Origin of the sequence: Hymenobacter guriensis, assembly GCF_015773195.1 — a bacterium.
Lineage (GTDB): Bacteria > Bacteroidota > Bacteroidia > Cytophagales > Hymenobacteraceae > Hymenobacter > Hymenobacter guriensis.
On the sequence record NZ_JADWYK010000006.1, the window covers coordinates 103,258 to 118,545 of the forward strand.

Sequence of the window (15,288 nt, forward strand, 5' to 3'; positions counted from 1 at the left end):
GCTGTGTCACCCCCGCGGCCCGCAGCAGTACCGCAGGCGGATAACCCATGCGTCAATTTACGCCTTACCGTTAGCACTTCCTGGAACAACACTCGGCACAACGAATTGCCCTGACCTGCTAAGATCCTTTGGGCTGCTCGGGAGGACAACCGTACGGTCTGCTACCTTTGCCCTCCATGACACAGTTGATTGGTTTTTCGGGCAAGCGCGGCAGCGGCAAGGATACGCTGGCCCGCCTGCTCCAGCGGCTGCAGCCCGAGCGCAAGTGGCACATCCGCTCCGTGGGCGAACCGATAAAGGCCGTGTGTGCGGCCCTGGCCGGGGAAGGCACGGCTCCGTACTTTTCGCAGAAGGGCAAGGCTGAAAAGCTGCCGGCCTTTGGGCGCACCCGGGGCGAGATGCTCCAGCAGGTAGGCCTGGCGCTGCGCCAGTGGGAGCCCGACATCTGGGTGCAGGCCTTCTTCTCCCAGCTGCCCGCCGACCAGTGCACGCTCATTCCGGACGTGCGCTTTCCCAACGAGGCCGATCTGATCCGACGCCAGGGCGGGCTGATGCTGCGCGTAGAAGGCGACCCGCTCTGCCAGCGCGGCGACGGTACCCGCGACGACGAGCACCCCAGCGAAACCGCCCTCGACACCTATCCACACTTCGATTTCACCATCCACAACACCGGCTCCATGACGGACCTGGAGCAACAAATCCGCGAGCTGCTGGCGCGGCAGTAGAGCTTGGGAAAGCTCAGAATAACATCGTTAGGATAGGCAACATGAAAAGAAGATGGTGGCTTTTACTTATTGGTTTTGGGCTCCTGACTTATCTACTTTGGCCAGAACCTGTACGACCCACAATTCTCACTGCGTACACTGACAGCTTTGTCGGTAACTGGGCACTGACCTTGTACAAGGATGGTGAATTCAGTCTTTCCTTACCGGGGTCTGAGACAAGTGGCCATTTTCGATTGATGGGTGATACAGTGGAGCTACAGTATGATGCGGCCACCGGGCAATTGCCAGCCGCTTATCTGATCAACCGGCCTAAACAGAAAATAGACGAACTACAGCGGGTAAAAGGCAAATGGATAGCCGCTGCTTATAACAATTGGGCGATGCTGCAGCTGGATTCAACGCGGTATTACGGCCGCTAGTAGGTTCCACTCTTTCCTCTCTACCTTTGTTTTCCACCCAGTCATCAATTCCCAACAACGAAAAACACAGACATGGCTAACGGCTTTTTCAACGTCCCCACCCCGATAAACGAGCCGGTGAAGGGCTACGCGCCCAACTCTCCCGAGCGCACCGAGCTGCTCAAGACACTCAAGGAGCTCAAGCAGCAGCAGCGCGACATTCCCATGCACATCGGCGGCCAGCAAGTGCGCACCGGCAACACCCAGCGCATCAGCCCGCCCCACGACCACCAACATACCCTCGGCCACTTCCACGAAGGCGACGCTTCGCACGTGCAGCAGGCCATTGATGCCGCCCTGGCCGCCCGCCCGCAGTGGGCCGAGCTGCCCTGGGAGCAGCGCGCCGCCATCTTCCTGAAAGCTGCCGAATTGCTGGCGGGTCCCTACCGCGCGCGCCTCAACGCGGCCACCATGCTAGGCCAGAGCAAAAACTGCTTCCAGGCCGAAATTGACGCCGCCTGCGAGCTGATTGACTTTTTCCGTTTCAACGTGCACTTCATGCAGGAGCTGTACCGGCAGCAGCCCCAGAGCCAGCCCGGCATGTGGAACCGCCTGGAGCACCGCCCGCTCGAAGGCTTCGTGTTTGCCCTCACGCCCTTCAACTTCACGTCCATTGCCGCCAACCTGCCCGCCTCGGCGGCCATGATGGGCAACGTGGTGGTGTGGAAGCCCGCCAACACCCAGATTTACTCGGCCCAGGTGCTGATGGAGCTGTTTGAGGAGGCTGGCGTACCGGCTGGCGTTATCAACCTGGTGTATGTAGACGGGCCCACCGCCGGCGACGTTATTTTCTCCCACCCCGATTTTGCCGGCATCCACTTCACCGGCTCTACCGGCGTGTTTCAGCACATCTGGCAGACAATTGGCCAGAACATCAAGCGCTACAAGAGCTACCCGCGCATCGTGGGCGAAACCGGCGGCAAGGACTTCATTGTGGCACACCCCTCGGCTCACGCCAAGTCGGTGGCCGTGGGCATCAGCCGGGGCGCGTTTGAGTACCAGGGCCAGAAGTGCTCGGCGGCTTCGCGGGTGTACCTGCCCAGCAACCTGGCCGACGAAATTCTGGGCTACGTGAAGGAAGACCTGGCCTCGTTCAAGATGGGCGACGTGGAGGACTTCTCGAACTTCATCAACGCCGTTATCAGCGAAACGTCCTTCGATAAGCTGGCCAAGTACATCGACGGGGCCAAGGCCGACCCAAACGCGGAAATCGTGGCCGGCGGCAACTACGATAAGTCGAAAGGCTATTTCATTGAGCCTACGGTTATCGTGACCAAAGACCCCAAGTACGTGACCATGTGCGAGGAGCTGTTCGGCCCCGTGGTGACGGTACACGTGTACGAGGCCGACCAGTTTGAGCAGACGCTGGAGCTGGTGGATAGCACCTCACCCTATGCCCTCACCGGTGCCATTTTCGCTCAGGACCGCTACGCCATCGACCTGGCCTCGAAGAAGCTGGTACAGGCCGCCGGCAACTTCTACATCAACGACAAGCCCACCGGCGCGGTGGTTGGCCAGCAGCCTTTCGGGGGCGCCCGGGCTTCCGGAACCAACGACAAGGCCGGCTCTATCCTGAACCTGCTGCGCTGGGTGTCGCCGCGCGCCATCAAGGAAACCTTCGTGCCCGTGACGGACTACCGCTACCCCTTCCTTGGCGTGGAAACCGGCGAAAACCTGAACGTTACCGGGCAGGGCGGATTTTAATGTTGTTTCGCTAAGCTAAAAAAGCCGCTCCGGAGTCCCGGAGCGGCTTTTTTATGCTTGAAGCTGATTTCCAGCCCTTATTCGGCCAGGATGCGCTGAACGGTAGTTTTGCCGTCGGCCACCACCTGAACCAGCAAGATGCCGCGGGCGTGCTTAGGCAGAGTAAAGTCGGCCTGGCTTACGCTGCGGAAGGAATACGCACCCACTCTGCGCCCGGTCAGGTCGGTGAGGAGTACGTCTACCGACTGATACTTGGCGCCCAGCTTAAGGCTGAGGCGGTTGCCGGCCACCGCCGGGTTGGGGAACACGCCCAGGCCCGTTTGCCGGCTAACTGCTGGCTGGTCGCTCAAAGCGGTGCGGGCTGCGGGCAGGGCTTTGAGGAAGTTGCTGTTGCTGATGACAAAGGAGTTGCTGTTCTGGAAAGTGTCCCAGTTGATGGACCATGCCATAATGCCACGCAGCCCCGGGTGCTTGCTATTCACTTGGTTGAACGCCTGCTGGAGGCCGGCGTTGGAAATCTGCCCGCTGCCCGCAGCCCCCTGCGACGAAGGCACGGCAATGACAATCTGGTCGGGACGCAGGCCGGTGAAGAAGGGGCCGGTGTCGCTGCCTACGGTAAAGCCCTCGATAACCATGTTGGTCATGGCTACGATGCCTTCCACGGTTCCCATCGAGTACATCACCCCGTCGTTGCCCTTCATCTGGGCGGAGTTGTAGAGCTGGGTTTGCACATAGGTAGTCCGGTCGCGCAGGGCCTGAATCATGGGCAGGTACACGCCGCTGCGGGTATCCACAAAGCTGTTGGTGCCGCCGTACCACTGGTGCGCCATCGGGAAGTAGAAGGTTTCGGGCGCCCACGACAAGATAAACGTCGAGGGATAGGCATTAACAATCTGTCGGATAGCCGAAATCATGTTGACGACTTTAGGCGAAGTCGGGTTCTTGAAATCCGGGTCGGCGCCGCCGTTGAACTGCACCGAGGACTGCTCCAGGTCGATGTCGATACCATCGAAACCATACTCGTTCACGAAGCTCTTGATATCGGTGACAAACTGGTTGACGGCGGTAGTAGAGCCAAGGGAGAAGTAGCCTTCGTAGCCCCCGATGGACAGCACCACTTTCTTGCCCTGGCTTTGCAGCAACTTCACATCGGCCTTGAAAGCGGCTGGTGTATAGTCGGCCGGGCCGCCCAGCACAAACTTCATGCGGCCATCGGTGCTGCCGGCGGCAATGGGCTCAGCAAAGGAGATATTGATAACATCCCAGCCCGGATGCACGTCGCGCAGCTTGATGAAGGGCACCCCGCCGGCGAAGTTGTGCCAGTAGCCCGACATGATGCGCTTAGGCAAGTTTGTAGTAGGCGTAGTAGTGCCGTTGACGGTGATGCTGACAGCGGCAGAAGTAGCCGTAAGGCCGGCGTTGTCAGTGGCTTTGGCCGTGAGCGTGTACGTGCCCGCGGCCACACTGCCCCAGGTGTAGCTGTAGGGGGCCGTCAGGTCCTCGCCCAGCTTGGTGCTGCCGTTGAAGAACTCCACCTTGGCTACTGATACATTGTCGGTAGCAGTGGCCGTGATAGTCACGCTGGCCGGCGCCGTGAACGTGGCCCCGTTGGCCGGTGCCGTGAGTCCGACTGTGGGCGGCGTATTCGTGGTGCTGCCGGCAGCGGCAAACCGGATCCAGTTAAGGTTGAAGCCCGGCGCTACCGCGTACACGCGCAGGGTCTGGGCACCGGCTGCCAGCGTCACCCGGGTTGCGGCCGTGGTAGTCCAGGTTTGCCAGCTGCCCGTAACGGGCACCGACGTGGTACCCAGCACCGTAGCGCCCGAGCGAAGCTGGACGCTGCTGGCCGTGTTGAGGCTGGCCACCCGGTAGGTGACATCATACTGCCCGGCGGTAGTCACGTTTACCGCGTAATCCATCCAGGAGCCGGCGGCAATGTAGCCCACATTTTGGCCCCCGTTGGTGTCGGTAGTAGTTTCCAGCTGGACGTTGTTGAACGCCGAGTACGCCTCGGCTTCAACCTGACCCGGAATAGCAATGCCCACGGGCGGGGCAGCAGTTACAGTAACCGTGGCGGCGGCCGAAGTAGCCGTAAGGCCGGCGTTGTCAGTAGCTTTGGCTGTGAGCGTGTACGTGCCCGCAGCCACACTACCCCAGGTGTAGCTGTAGGGGGCCGTCAGGTCCTCGCCCAGCTTGGTGCTGCCGTTGAAGAACTCCACCTTGGCTACTGATACATTGTCGGTAGCAGTAGCGCCAAGTGTGATAGTAGCTGGCGCCGTGTAGGAGGCTCCATTAGCTGGCGCTGTGAGGCCTACCGTAGGCGGCGTATTGGTGGTGGTGCCGCCGCAGGGGCCTACCAGCTTCCATACGCAGTCCGTACAGCTGGCCGTGGTGGGGTCTTCGCCCTGGGTCCACCACTTGGCGGTGTAGTTGTTGCCGTTGCGGGACACGGGGTTACCCACGGTGTACACCGTGGAGGAGCTCCAGGCGGGGCTGCACGCGGTTTGCGCGGAGGCATTACCGCACATGAAAGCGAATATAAAAAGCAGGAAAGCAACTAGCCGGTGGTTGCGCAGCCGCTGTAGTCGGCTGTCCGTCGCCCCGGCGGTTTGGGGGCGTTTGGTTTGGTAAGCTGTTCTCATGGTGGTTGTGGAAAAGGATGAAAGGAAGAGTAGTGGGAGTTGGGCCACCTGCCTCGGCCAGTAGAGAAGCTGAGATGCGTGTGCGCCCACACCCAGACGTAAGCTACTATTACTCAGCCTAAAAACAACTACAAAAAAAATCAGCTAATTACAATTTCTACCTGTCTCACCAGGGTCTGCGGATGCACTCGCGTAATGACTATTTCATCGTAAATACCCTCTAGCCATAGCGTGCTGGCCGGTTTCGGCATTTCCAGCATAGCTATAGGCTCCCCCAGCGGCGTGAATGGCTACACGACGCATAGGCACCAATTTGCGCAATTCAGGTTGTGCCGGGAGGTATTCCCCGACGTAGTATATACCTTCTCGTGTAAAGTGTTCGACCACTATTGTGCGGCCTCTTGCAAGACGAAATATACTTCTACTCTGTGGATGTGAGGCAGCGTGAATACCGGTGCCATGGCTGAGAGGCTGAGTTTCTCACCAAATACACGCCTTTGCCCTCCCCTCCTATTTCACCTTTGTTCCCAACCGGCTAGGCCCTACCTTTGCCTCCCATGCCGTGTTTAAACGGCGTTTATTTGTCGCAGCCTATGTTTCTTGCCGTTTCGACCAACTATCAGCCCCAGGACTTTCTGCCTATCATCGTGCAGTTTGTGCTGGCCATTGCCTTCGTAGCGTTTGCCATGGTGGTTTCGCACCTCGTGGGGCCGCGTCGCAAGAGCGTGGTCAAAGATGAAGCCTTTGAGTGCGGCATCGAGTCGGTGGGCAACGCCCGTACCCCGATTTCGGTGAAGTACTTTCTGACGGCCATCCTGTTCGTGCTGTTTGATGTGGAGGTTATCTTCATGTATCCCTGGGCCGTGAACTTCCGCGCCCTCGGCACCGAAGGCTTCATTCAGATGATAGTGTTCCTGGCGCTGCTGATGGCCGGCTTCGCCTACGTTATCAAAAAGGGCGTTCTGCGCTGGAACGAAGCCCGTTAAGCCAAACTTTTGCTTGCTAGCTGGTGTTGGCTGAAGTGGAGTAATTCCGCTTTCTAATCTGACCTTCTCTCATGGATACTAGAGTTCCTGAAATCAAAATGGTGGAGGCCCCCGAGGGCCTGGAAGGAGCTGGCTTCTTCGCTACCTCGCTGGAGAAAGTGGTGGGCATGGCCCGCGCCAACTCGCTCTGGCCTTTGCCTTTCGCCACTTCCTGCTGCGGCATCGAGTTTATGGCTACCATGGGCTCCCGTTACGATATTTCCCGCTTCGGCTCGGAGCGCCCTTCCTTCTCGCCCCGGCAGGCCGATTTGCTGATGGTAATGGGTACCATCGCCAAGAAGATGGCCCCCATTGTAAAGCAGGTATATGAGCAGATGGCTGAGCCCCGCTGGGTGCTGGCTATGGGTGCCTGCGCCTGCTCGGGCGGCATTTTCGATACCTACTCCGTGCTCCAGGGCATCGACCGGATTATCCCGGTAGACGTGTACGTACCCGGCTGCCCGCCCCGCCCCGAGCAAGTGCTCGACGGCCTGATGCGGGTGCAGGATCTGGCCCGAAATGAGTCCATCCGCCGCCGCAACTCGCCCGAGTACCAGGCCCTGCTGGCGTCTTACAACATTAAATAGGTAGTGAGTATTGGGTATTGAGTAGTTGGACCGCTGCTGTCTGCCTCTCAATACTCAATACCAAATACTCAATACTCAGAAATGGCTGAACAGAACGAATCCATCCCGGCTCAGGAACAAGCTGCCGCCCAGGACCCGGCCGCGCAGAAAAACGCGCAGCTGCTGGCCCTGCTGCACCGCCTGTTCGGCGCAGATGCCTTCACCGATGTGGAGGAACCCTACGGTCTGTTGACCGCCACCACCACCCGGGAGCGGATTCACGACATCATTGCTGGTTTGCAGCAGGACCAGGAGCTGCAGCTCAACTTCCTGACTACCATGTGCGGCATGCACTGGCCCGAGAAGGAAGGTCAGGAGCTAGGCATGGTGTATCACCTGCACAGCCTGACGCAGAATATCCGGCTGCGGCTGAAGATCTTCTTCCCCATTACCGACCCGGTAGTGCCCACCCTGACTGACCTCTACTCCACCGCCAACTGGATGGAGCGTGAGGCTTTTGATTTCTTCGGCATCATCTTCCCTGGTCACCCCAACCTCATCCGCATCCTGAATGTGGAGGACATGGACTACCACCCCATGCGCCGGGAGTACGCCCTGGAAGATGGCACCCGCGAAGACAAAACCGACCTGTTCTTCGGACGATAGAGTTTAGTAGTGAGTAGCTGGTATTGAGTAGTGAGACTAACGGTCTGATTTCACTCGATAATAGTTTCTCAATACTCACTACCCACTACTCAATACTACCCAACATGGCAGTAAACGACACGCTGGAAGGCACCCATAAAATCATTGAAGAAGCCCGCGAGCAGCAGCCCCGGATCAATCCGCTGGCGCCTACGGTAAACGACTTCAACCAGGAGCTGACTACGCTCAACCTGGGCCCCACGCACCCCGCCACCCACGGCATCTTCCAGAACATTCTGCAGATGGACGGGGAGCGGATTATTTCCGGGGTACCTACTATCGGCTACATCCACCGCGCCTTCGAGAAGATTGCCGAACGCCGGCCCTTCTACCAGATTACGCCCCTGACGGACCGCATGAACTACTGTTCGTCGCCCATCAACAACATGGGCTGGCACATGACGGTGGAGAAGCTGCTTGGCGTGGAAGTGCCCAAGCGCGCCCAGTACATGCGCGTGATTCTGATGGAGCTGGCCCGCATTACGGACCACCTGATCTGCAACGGCATTCTGGGCGTGGATACCGGCGCTTTCACCGGCTTCCTCTACTTGATGGATGAGCGGGAGAAGGTGTACGAAATCTACGAGGAGGTAAGCGGCGCCCGCCTCACCACCAACATGGGCCGCGTAGGCGGTATGGAGCGCGACTTCACGCCGGTGGCCCTGCAAAAGCTGCGGGCCTGGCTGAAAAGCTTTCCGGCCGTGATGCAGGAGTTCGAGAAGATGTTCAACCGCAACCGCATCTTCATGGACCGCGTGGTGGACGTAGGCGGCATTTCGGCCGAGCGCGCTCTGAACTACGGCTTCACGGGCCCCAACCTGCGCGCCGCCGGCGTCGACTACGACGTGCGGGTGATGAACCCTTACTCCAGCTACCAGGATTTCGACTTTGAAATTCCGGTGGGCACCAAGGGCGACACCTACGACCGGTTCATGGTGCGCAACGAGGAAATCTGGCAAAGCCTGCGCATCATTAATCAGGCCCTCGAAAACCTGCCAGAGGGCCCCTACCACGCCGACGCCCCGCACTACTACCTGCCGCCCAAGCAGGCCGTGTACAAGAACATGGAAGCCCTCATCTACCACTTCAAGATTGTGATGGGTGAGATTGAGGCCCCGGTTGGCGAAGTCTACCACTCTGTGGAAGGCGGCAACGGGGAGTTGGGCTTCTACCTGGTTTCGGATGGGGGCCGTACACCCTACCGCCTGCACTTCCGCCGCCCCTGCTTCATCTACTACCAAGCCTACACCGAAATGGTGGTGGGCCAGACCCTCTCCGACGCCATCGTGACCTTGTCGTCGATGAACGTTATTGCCGGGGAGCTGGACGCGTAGTTTTTTGCTGAATTTGACTTCTATGGAGACGACTACCGTCAAGCCGCAATTTTCTGAAGCCGCGCAGGCTGAAATCAAGCGTCTGCTCACCCATTACCCCGACGACCGGCGCAAGTCGGCCCTGCTTCCGATCCTGCACATTGCCCAGGCCGAATTCGGCGGTTGGGTAAGCCCCGAAGTGCAGGACATGGTAGCCGAGGTCATTGGTATCAAGCCGATTGAGGTGTACGAGGTTTCCTCCTTCTACACCATGTTCAACCTGAAGCCGGTAGGCAAGCACGTGCTGGAAATCTGCCGCACTGGCCCCTGCATGCTACGCGGCTCCGACGAGCTGACGGCCCATCTGGAGCGGATTACCGGCGCCAAAGTAGGCGGCCCGGCTTCGGCCGATGGCTTGTTTACCTTGAAGGAAGTTGAGTGCCTGGCGGCCTGCGGCTTTGCGCCCATCGTGCAGGTGCGCGAGAAGTACTACGAGCAGCTCGATACGCCGGAAGCCGTGGATGCCATGCTCACGGAGCTGCGCAACCAGGTGCACCGCCCCGCCCTGCCCTGGGAAGAAACCGGCCTCCCGAACGCAGTGGCCAACAACTAACGTCTTTCAGCTCTGAACCTATGGGACGCAAACTGCTGACCGAACATATTAACGTTGAAGGCATCGATACCTTTGAGGTATACCGCAAGCACGGCGGCTACCGCTCGGTGGAAAAGGCCATCAAAACGATGACGCCCGACGAGGTGGTGGAAGAAGTGAAGAAGTCGGGCCTGCGCGGCCGCGGCGGCGCTGGCTTCCCCACGGGCATGAAGTGGAGCTTTCTGGCCAAGCCGGAAGGTGTGCCACGCTACTTGGTGTGCAACGCCGACGAATCGGAGCCGGGCACCTTCAAGGACCGTCAGCTGATGTCAAAGCTACCCCACCTGCTCATTGAGGGTATGATTACGAGCTCGTACGCGCTGGGCGCCAACACCTCGTACATCTATATCCGCGGTGAGTTGTTGTACGTGCTGCGCATCCTGGAAAAAGCTATTGCCGAAGCGTACGCCAACGGATTCCTGGGCAAGAACATTCTCGGCTCGGGCTACGACCTGGACCTGCACGTGCATCCGGGCGGTGGCGCTTACATCTGCGGGGAGGAAACAGCCTTGCTGGAATCCTTGGAAGGCAAGCGGGGCAACCCGCGCAACAAGCCTCCATTTCCGGCCGTGCAGGGCCTGTATGCCCGTCCTACGGTAGTAAACAACGTGGAGTCCATTGCGGCCGTGGTGCCCATCATCAACGAAGGTGGCGACGAATATGCCAAGATTGGCGTGGGCCGGAGCACGGGCACCAAGCTGATTTCCGCTTGCGGCCACCTCAACAAGCCGGGTATCTACGAAATCGAGCTGGGCGTACCCGTGGAGGAGTTTATTTACTCCGACGAGTACTGCGGCGGCATCTGGAAAGGCCGGCAGTTGAAAGCCGTAGTGGCGGGCGGCTCCTCCGTACCCATTCTGCCCACCGAGCTGATTCTGAAAACGGCCGCCGGCGAAAACCGCCTGATGACCTATGAGTCATTGTCGGATGGTGGGTTTGTAACGGGCACCATGCTGGGCTCGGGTGGCTTCATTGCCATGGATGAGACAACCTGCATCGTGCGCAACACCTGGAACTTCTCCCGCTTCTACCACCACGAGTCGTGCGGGCAATGCTCGCCCTGCCGCGAGGGTACGGGCTGGCTGGAGAAAGTGCTGCACCGCCTCGAGCACGGCCACGGCCACATGGAAGACATCGACCTGCTGGTAAGCGTAGCCAAGCAAATCGAAGGCAATACCATTTGCCCGTTGGGCGAGGCAGCTGCTTGGCCGGTGGCTGCCGCCGTGCGCCACTTCCGCCATGAGTTTGAGTGGCACGTGACCCACGCCAAGGAAGCTGCCCAACCCGGTGCAGTGTATCGGCCCAGCGCGGTACTGGCTTAATTTCTTAACGACTTCACTTCCCCCTTTCGGAAGCTCTGAATAATGGCTAAAATAACCTTTGATGGCGTTGAGGTAGAAGTTCCGGACGGAACCACTATCCTGAATGCAGCCCGCCAGATTGGGGGCAGCATCGTTCCTCCGGCCATGTGCTACTACACCCCGCTGAAAGGCTCGGGTGGTAAGTGCCGCGCCTGCCTCGTGCGCGTAGCGGCTGGCTCGGCCAAAGACCCGCGCCCTATGCCCAAGCTGGTGGCCTCGTGCGTAACGCCAGTGCAGGACGGCATGGTGGTCGAAAACACGACTTCCGAGCAGGTGCTGAACGTGCGTAAGGGCATCGTGGAAATGCTGCTTATCAACCACCCGCTGGACTGCCCCGTGTGTGACCAGGCCGGCGAGTGTGACCTGCAGAACTTTGCCTTCGAGCACGGTGTGAGCACTACCCGCTACCAGGAAGAGCGCCGCACCTTCGAGAAAATCGACATCGGGCCGCTGATTCAGCTACACATGACGCGCTGTATTCTGTGTTACCGCTGTGTGTACACCGCCGACCAGATTGCCAAGGGCGACCGGGTGCACGGCGTGCTGGGCCGAGGCGACGCGGCTGAAATCGGCACCTACATCGAGAATATCATCGACAACGACTTCTCCGGCAACGTGATTGACGTGTGCCCGGTAGGTGCTCTGACGGACAAGACCTTCCGCTTTAAGCAGCGCGTGTGGTTCACCAAACCCATGAATGCCCACCGTGACTGCCCCAAGTGCGCCGGCAACGTGGTACTGTGGTACAAAGGCAAAGATGTGCTGCGTACCACGGCCCGCAAAGACCAGTACGGCGAGGTGAAAGAGTGGATCTGCAACGAGTGCCGCTTCGAGAAAAAGGAAACCTCGGATTGGGTTATCGAAGGCCCGGCCCATATCGACCGTTCTTCGGTAATTTCGGCCAACCACTACGAGCTACCCGTGCTCAACCAGTCGGTGGTAGCCGACCTGCCCGAAAGCACCGTGCGCGACCTGCAGCAAAACCCGCCACTGAAACTCGGTAGCTAAACCAAAGAACGTCATGCTGAGCTTGCCGAAGCATGACAGACGTCCTCAAGGCTAACAGCTTAAAAGAATGCTAGAACTACCCGCCCTCGGCTGGCAATCCATTGTCATCTTCGTTGTATTTGCGCTTTCACTGCTGATTGCCACCTACTGCACCTACGCGGAGCGCGTAATTGCGGCCTTCCTGCAGGACCGCGTGGGCCCCGACCGCGCCGGCCCCTACGGCCTGCTGCAGCCCCTGGCCGATGCCGTGAAGATGTTCACGAAAGAAGAGTTCTTCCCCGGCGGGGCCAACAAGGCGCTGTTCGTGTTTGGTCCCTGCCTGGCCATGATTACGGCTCTTATGTCGTCGGCGGTAATTCCGTTCGGCAACAACATGAGCTTCGGCAACAACGCCTTCTTCCTGCAGGGCATTGAAGTAAACATCGGCATGCTCTGGATTTTCGGCGTGGTGTCGCTGGGTGTGTATGGCGTTATGATTGGCGGGTGGGCTTCCAACAACAAGTTCTCGCTGCTAGGTGCCGTGCGCGCGGCTTCCCAGAACATCAGCTACGAGCTGGCTATGGGCATGGCGCTGATTGCCGTGCTCATGATGTCGGGCACGCTTAGCCTGCGCGAAATCACGCTGCAGCAGTCGGTAGCCGGCGAGTGGCAGTTCTGGAACATCGTCAAGCAGCCGCTGGGCTTCATCATCTTCCTGGTGTGCGCCTTCGCCGAAACCAACCGCACCCCTTTCGACCTGCCCGAGTGCGAAACCGAGCTGGTGGGGGGCTACCACACCGAGTATTCATCGATGAAGCTGGGCCTGTACCTGTTTTCGGAATACGTGAACATCTTCGTGGTGTCGGCCGTGATGAGCGTGCTGTACTTCGGTGGCTTCAACTTCCCCTACCAGTACGAGCTGCGCGACTGGCTCGTGAGCAACCACGACTGGACGCTGGCCTCGGCCCAGAACCTGATTACCATCCTGGGCACCGTGGGCCTGTTCGCCAAGATTTTTGCTTTCATCTTCTTTTTCATGTGGGTGCGCTGGACGCTGCCGCGCTTCCGCTACGACCAGTTGATGCGCCTGGGCTGGACCATTCTCATCCCGCTGGCCGTGTTCAACATCCTGCTCACCGGCGGCCTCATCCTGTTTGGGGTGATTCAATAAAGCTTCAAGCGCGAGCTTTTTAGCCCGCGCTTCCAACGATAATCGTCACATCGGCTGGCTATAGGGCAAAACACCAAGTTTGCGCTACAGCTAGCCGAATCCGACTACTCTTATGCAACTCACCAACCGAGCCAAGAAACTAGAGAAGAAGCCGATGACGCTGGCCGAGCGGGCTTACCTGCCGGCCATCTTCCAGGGCCTCAGCATCACGATGCGCCACTTCTTCATGAAGAAGGCCACCGTGCGCTACCCCGAGGAAGTGCGCCCCTTCTCCCCCATCTTCCGCGGCCTGCACGTGCTTAAGCGCGACGAGCAGGGCCGGGAGCGGTGCACCGCTTGCGGCCTCTGCGCCGTGGCCTGCCCCGCCGAAGCTATTACGATGGTAGCCGGTGAGCGGAAAAAGGGCGAAGAAGGCCTCTACCGCGAGGAGAAGTACGCCGTCAGCTACGAAATCAACATGCTGCGCTGCATCTTCTGCGGCCTCTGCGAAGAAGCCTGCCCGAAAGCCGCCGTTTACCTCCAGGCCGACAAGATGGCCCCGCCGCGCTTCGAGCGGGACGAGTTCATCTACGGCAAGGACCGGCTGGTAGAGCCCGTGTCGCCGGACGAGCGTTCCGTCCGCGGCATTCAGCTCACGCCCGAGCAGGCCGATACGTTGCGCGGCAAGCTGCAGCAGGCATAATGATACTTGTGTTGCTCTGCATAGCGCAACAAAATTAACTTCTCCCCATGTCTCCTCTTTTCCTGTTTCTGTCGTTTGTGGCGCTGCTGAGCGCGCTGGGCGTGGTGTTTGCCAAAAACCCGGTTCACAGCGTGCTGTTCCTGATCCTGACGTTCTTTTCCCTCTCCGGGCATTACCTGCTGCTGAACGCGCAGTTTCTGGCGGCCGTGAACATCATCGTGTATGCGGGGGCCATCATGGTTCTCTTCTTGTTCGTGATTATGTTCCTGAACCTGAACGTGGACACGGAACCGCACAAGCCGGCCCTGGCCAAAATTGCCGCAGCGGTAGCCGGTGGCTCCCTGCTGCTCATCCTGGTAGCGGCCCTGAAAGACGTGCGGCCCACCGGAGTACCGGCCGGCACGGCGTTCAACTCCCAGATCGGGATGGTAGACCAGCTGGGCATGAGGCTGTACACCGACTTCCTGCTGCCCTTCGAGCTGGCCTCCGTGCTGTTTCTGGTGGCTATGGTCGGCGCCGTGATGCTGGGCAAGCGCGAAACCGGCGAACGGAATTTCTAGCTTCCACTGCTGCTATCAGCAGAAATGAAACGCGGCGGCTGAAGCATCAGTCGCCGCGTTTTTTTATGTACTTGCAACCAACATCCTGTAAATTCTTATGCATTCGCCTTCATTGTAGCAGTAACAACTATGAAGCTTCCGGCTAGAAGACCGTTCTTCTATACTCTGTTCATTGCCACAGCCACTATTCTAGTCGTATGGTTTTTGGGTTTGCGGCAAGAGTGGAGCCTGTTCAAAGAATCACTCATTACGCTTACCATCCTGTCGGTAGCATTTGGGTCATTCCTGACGGTAAGCCTGTTTCAGGGAGTCTGGGTTCACGACGATTTTGGCAATCTGCAGGAACACATCCGGCGCATGCCTTTCCCCGACCAGATAACCGAATTAGATACAGGGAGTTTAGATCTGGATTTTGATGCGGGTGAAGGATGCGGCGCTATCATCCTCGGCATTTTGGCGTGGCTGCTGGTAGCAGCTATTGCCGTGGTGTTGCTCTGGGTTTTTGCGGCCGTAGCCTGGGTTGTTTTTATGGTACTGTCCGCTATGCTTTACTGGATTTTCTTCCGGGCACTTCGGTTTGCGCTGCGTCATGGGCGCGAATGCCGGGGAAGGCTTGCCCCAAGCCTGCGCTATGCATTTACCTACACGATAGTATATACCTCCTGGCTTTACGCCATTATATTGACCACACACTACTTGCTGTAGAAAGCAGTTACTGCCTCGGTTTCACCGCCGTT

14 protein-coding genes are annotated in these 15,288 nt (G+C 58.8%); 13 read left to right on the forward strand and 1 reads right to left on the reverse strand.

The window, feature by feature from the left end:
- The first annotated feature begins 176 nt into the window (after positions 1-176).
- Complete coding sequence (locus tag I5L79_RS11600) at positions 177-725, forward strand: hypothetical protein (RefSeq protein ID WP_196955223.1); 549 nt, start codon at positions 177-179, stop codon at positions 723-725.
- Positions 726-1,216: 491 nt separating this feature from the next.
- On the forward strand, positions 1,217-2,887 hold the full coding sequence (gene pruA / locus I5L79_RS11605; protein ID WP_196955224.1) for an L-glutamate gamma-semialdehyde dehydrogenase: 1,671 nt from the start codon (positions 1,217-1,219) through the stop codon (positions 2,885-2,887).
- A 77-nt stretch (positions 2,888-2,964) separates the two neighbouring features.
- On the opposite strand, the gene I5L79_RS11610 is transcribed toward pruA, so the two are convergent.
- Positions 2,965-5,529 carry an Ig-like domain-containing protein gene (locus I5L79_RS11610; protein WP_196955225.1) on the reverse strand — a complete coding sequence of 855 codons (2,565 nt, stop codon included), beginning with the start codon at positions 5,527-5,529 and terminating at the stop codon, positions 2,965-2,967.
- Between the two features lie 593 nt (positions 5,530-6,122).
- Between I5L79_RS11610 and I5L79_RS11615 the strand changes: the two genes are divergently transcribed.
- The 11 genes from I5L79_RS11615 (at position 6,123) to I5L79_RS11665 (ending at position 15,256) form a co-directional block, all read left to right on the forward strand.
- Complete coding sequence (locus tag I5L79_RS11615; protein WP_196955226.1) at positions 6,123-6,515, forward strand: NADH-quinone oxidoreductase subunit A; 393 nt, start codon at positions 6,123-6,125, stop codon at positions 6,513-6,515.
- Positions 6,516-6,586: 71 nt separating this feature from the next.
- Positions 6,587-7,141, forward strand: coding sequence for an NADH-quinone oxidoreductase subunit B (locus I5L79_RS11620; RefSeq protein ID WP_317191378.1), 555 nt, complete (start codon positions 6,587-6,589; stop codon positions 7,139-7,141).
- 81 nt (positions 7,142-7,222) lie between these two features.
- The gene (locus I5L79_RS11625; protein ID WP_196955227.1) at positions 7,223-7,786 is read left to right on the forward strand and encodes an NADH-quinone oxidoreductase subunit C; all 564 of its coding nucleotides are present in this window, start codon (positions 7,223-7,225) and stop codon (positions 7,784-7,786) included.
- 104 nt (positions 7,787-7,890) lie between these two features.
- A complete protein-coding gene (locus I5L79_RS11630; protein WP_196955228.1) occupies positions 7,891-9,159 on the forward strand; it encodes an NADH-quinone oxidoreductase subunit D in 1,269 nt (422 codons plus the stop codon).
- A 22-nt stretch (positions 9,160-9,181) separates the two neighbouring features.
- Entirely contained in the window at positions 9,182-9,751 is a 570-nt protein-coding gene (locus tag I5L79_RS11635; RefSeq protein WP_196955229.1) for an NADH-quinone oxidoreductase subunit NuoE family protein, read from the forward strand.
- Positions 9,752-9,771: 20 nt separating this feature from the next.
- On the forward strand, positions 9,772-11,112 hold the full coding sequence (nuoF, locus tag I5L79_RS11640; RefSeq protein ID WP_196955230.1) for an NADH-quinone oxidoreductase subunit NuoF: 1,341 nt from the start codon (positions 9,772-9,774) through the stop codon (positions 11,110-11,112).
- A 42-nt stretch (positions 11,113-11,154) separates the two neighbouring features.
- Entirely contained in the window at positions 11,155-12,159 is a 1,005-nt protein-coding gene (locus tag I5L79_RS11645) for a 2Fe-2S iron-sulfur cluster-binding protein (protein ID WP_196955231.1), read from the forward strand.
- A gap of 67 nt (positions 12,160-12,226) precedes the next feature.
- A complete protein-coding gene (nuoH, locus tag I5L79_RS11650) occupies positions 12,227-13,309 on the forward strand; it encodes an NADH-quinone oxidoreductase subunit NuoH (protein WP_196955232.1) in 1,083 nt (360 codons plus the stop codon).
- A gap of 112 nt (positions 13,310-13,421) precedes the next feature.
- Positions 13,422-13,991, forward strand: a complete 570-nt coding sequence (locus I5L79_RS11655; protein ID WP_196955233.1) for a NuoI/complex I 23 kDa subunit family protein — start codon at positions 13,422-13,424, stop codon at positions 13,989-13,991.
- A 47-nt stretch (positions 13,992-14,038) separates the two neighbouring features.
- Entirely contained in the window at positions 14,039-14,551 is a 513-nt protein-coding gene (locus tag I5L79_RS11660; protein WP_196955234.1) for an NADH-quinone oxidoreductase subunit J family protein, read from the forward strand.
- 129 nt (positions 14,552-14,680) lie between these two features.
- Positions 14,681-15,256: a hypothetical protein gene (locus I5L79_RS11665; protein WP_196955235.1), complete on the forward strand. Its 576-nt coding sequence runs from the start codon at positions 14,681-14,683 to the stop codon at positions 15,254-15,256.
- Positions 15,257-15,288 lie beyond the last annotated feature (32 nt).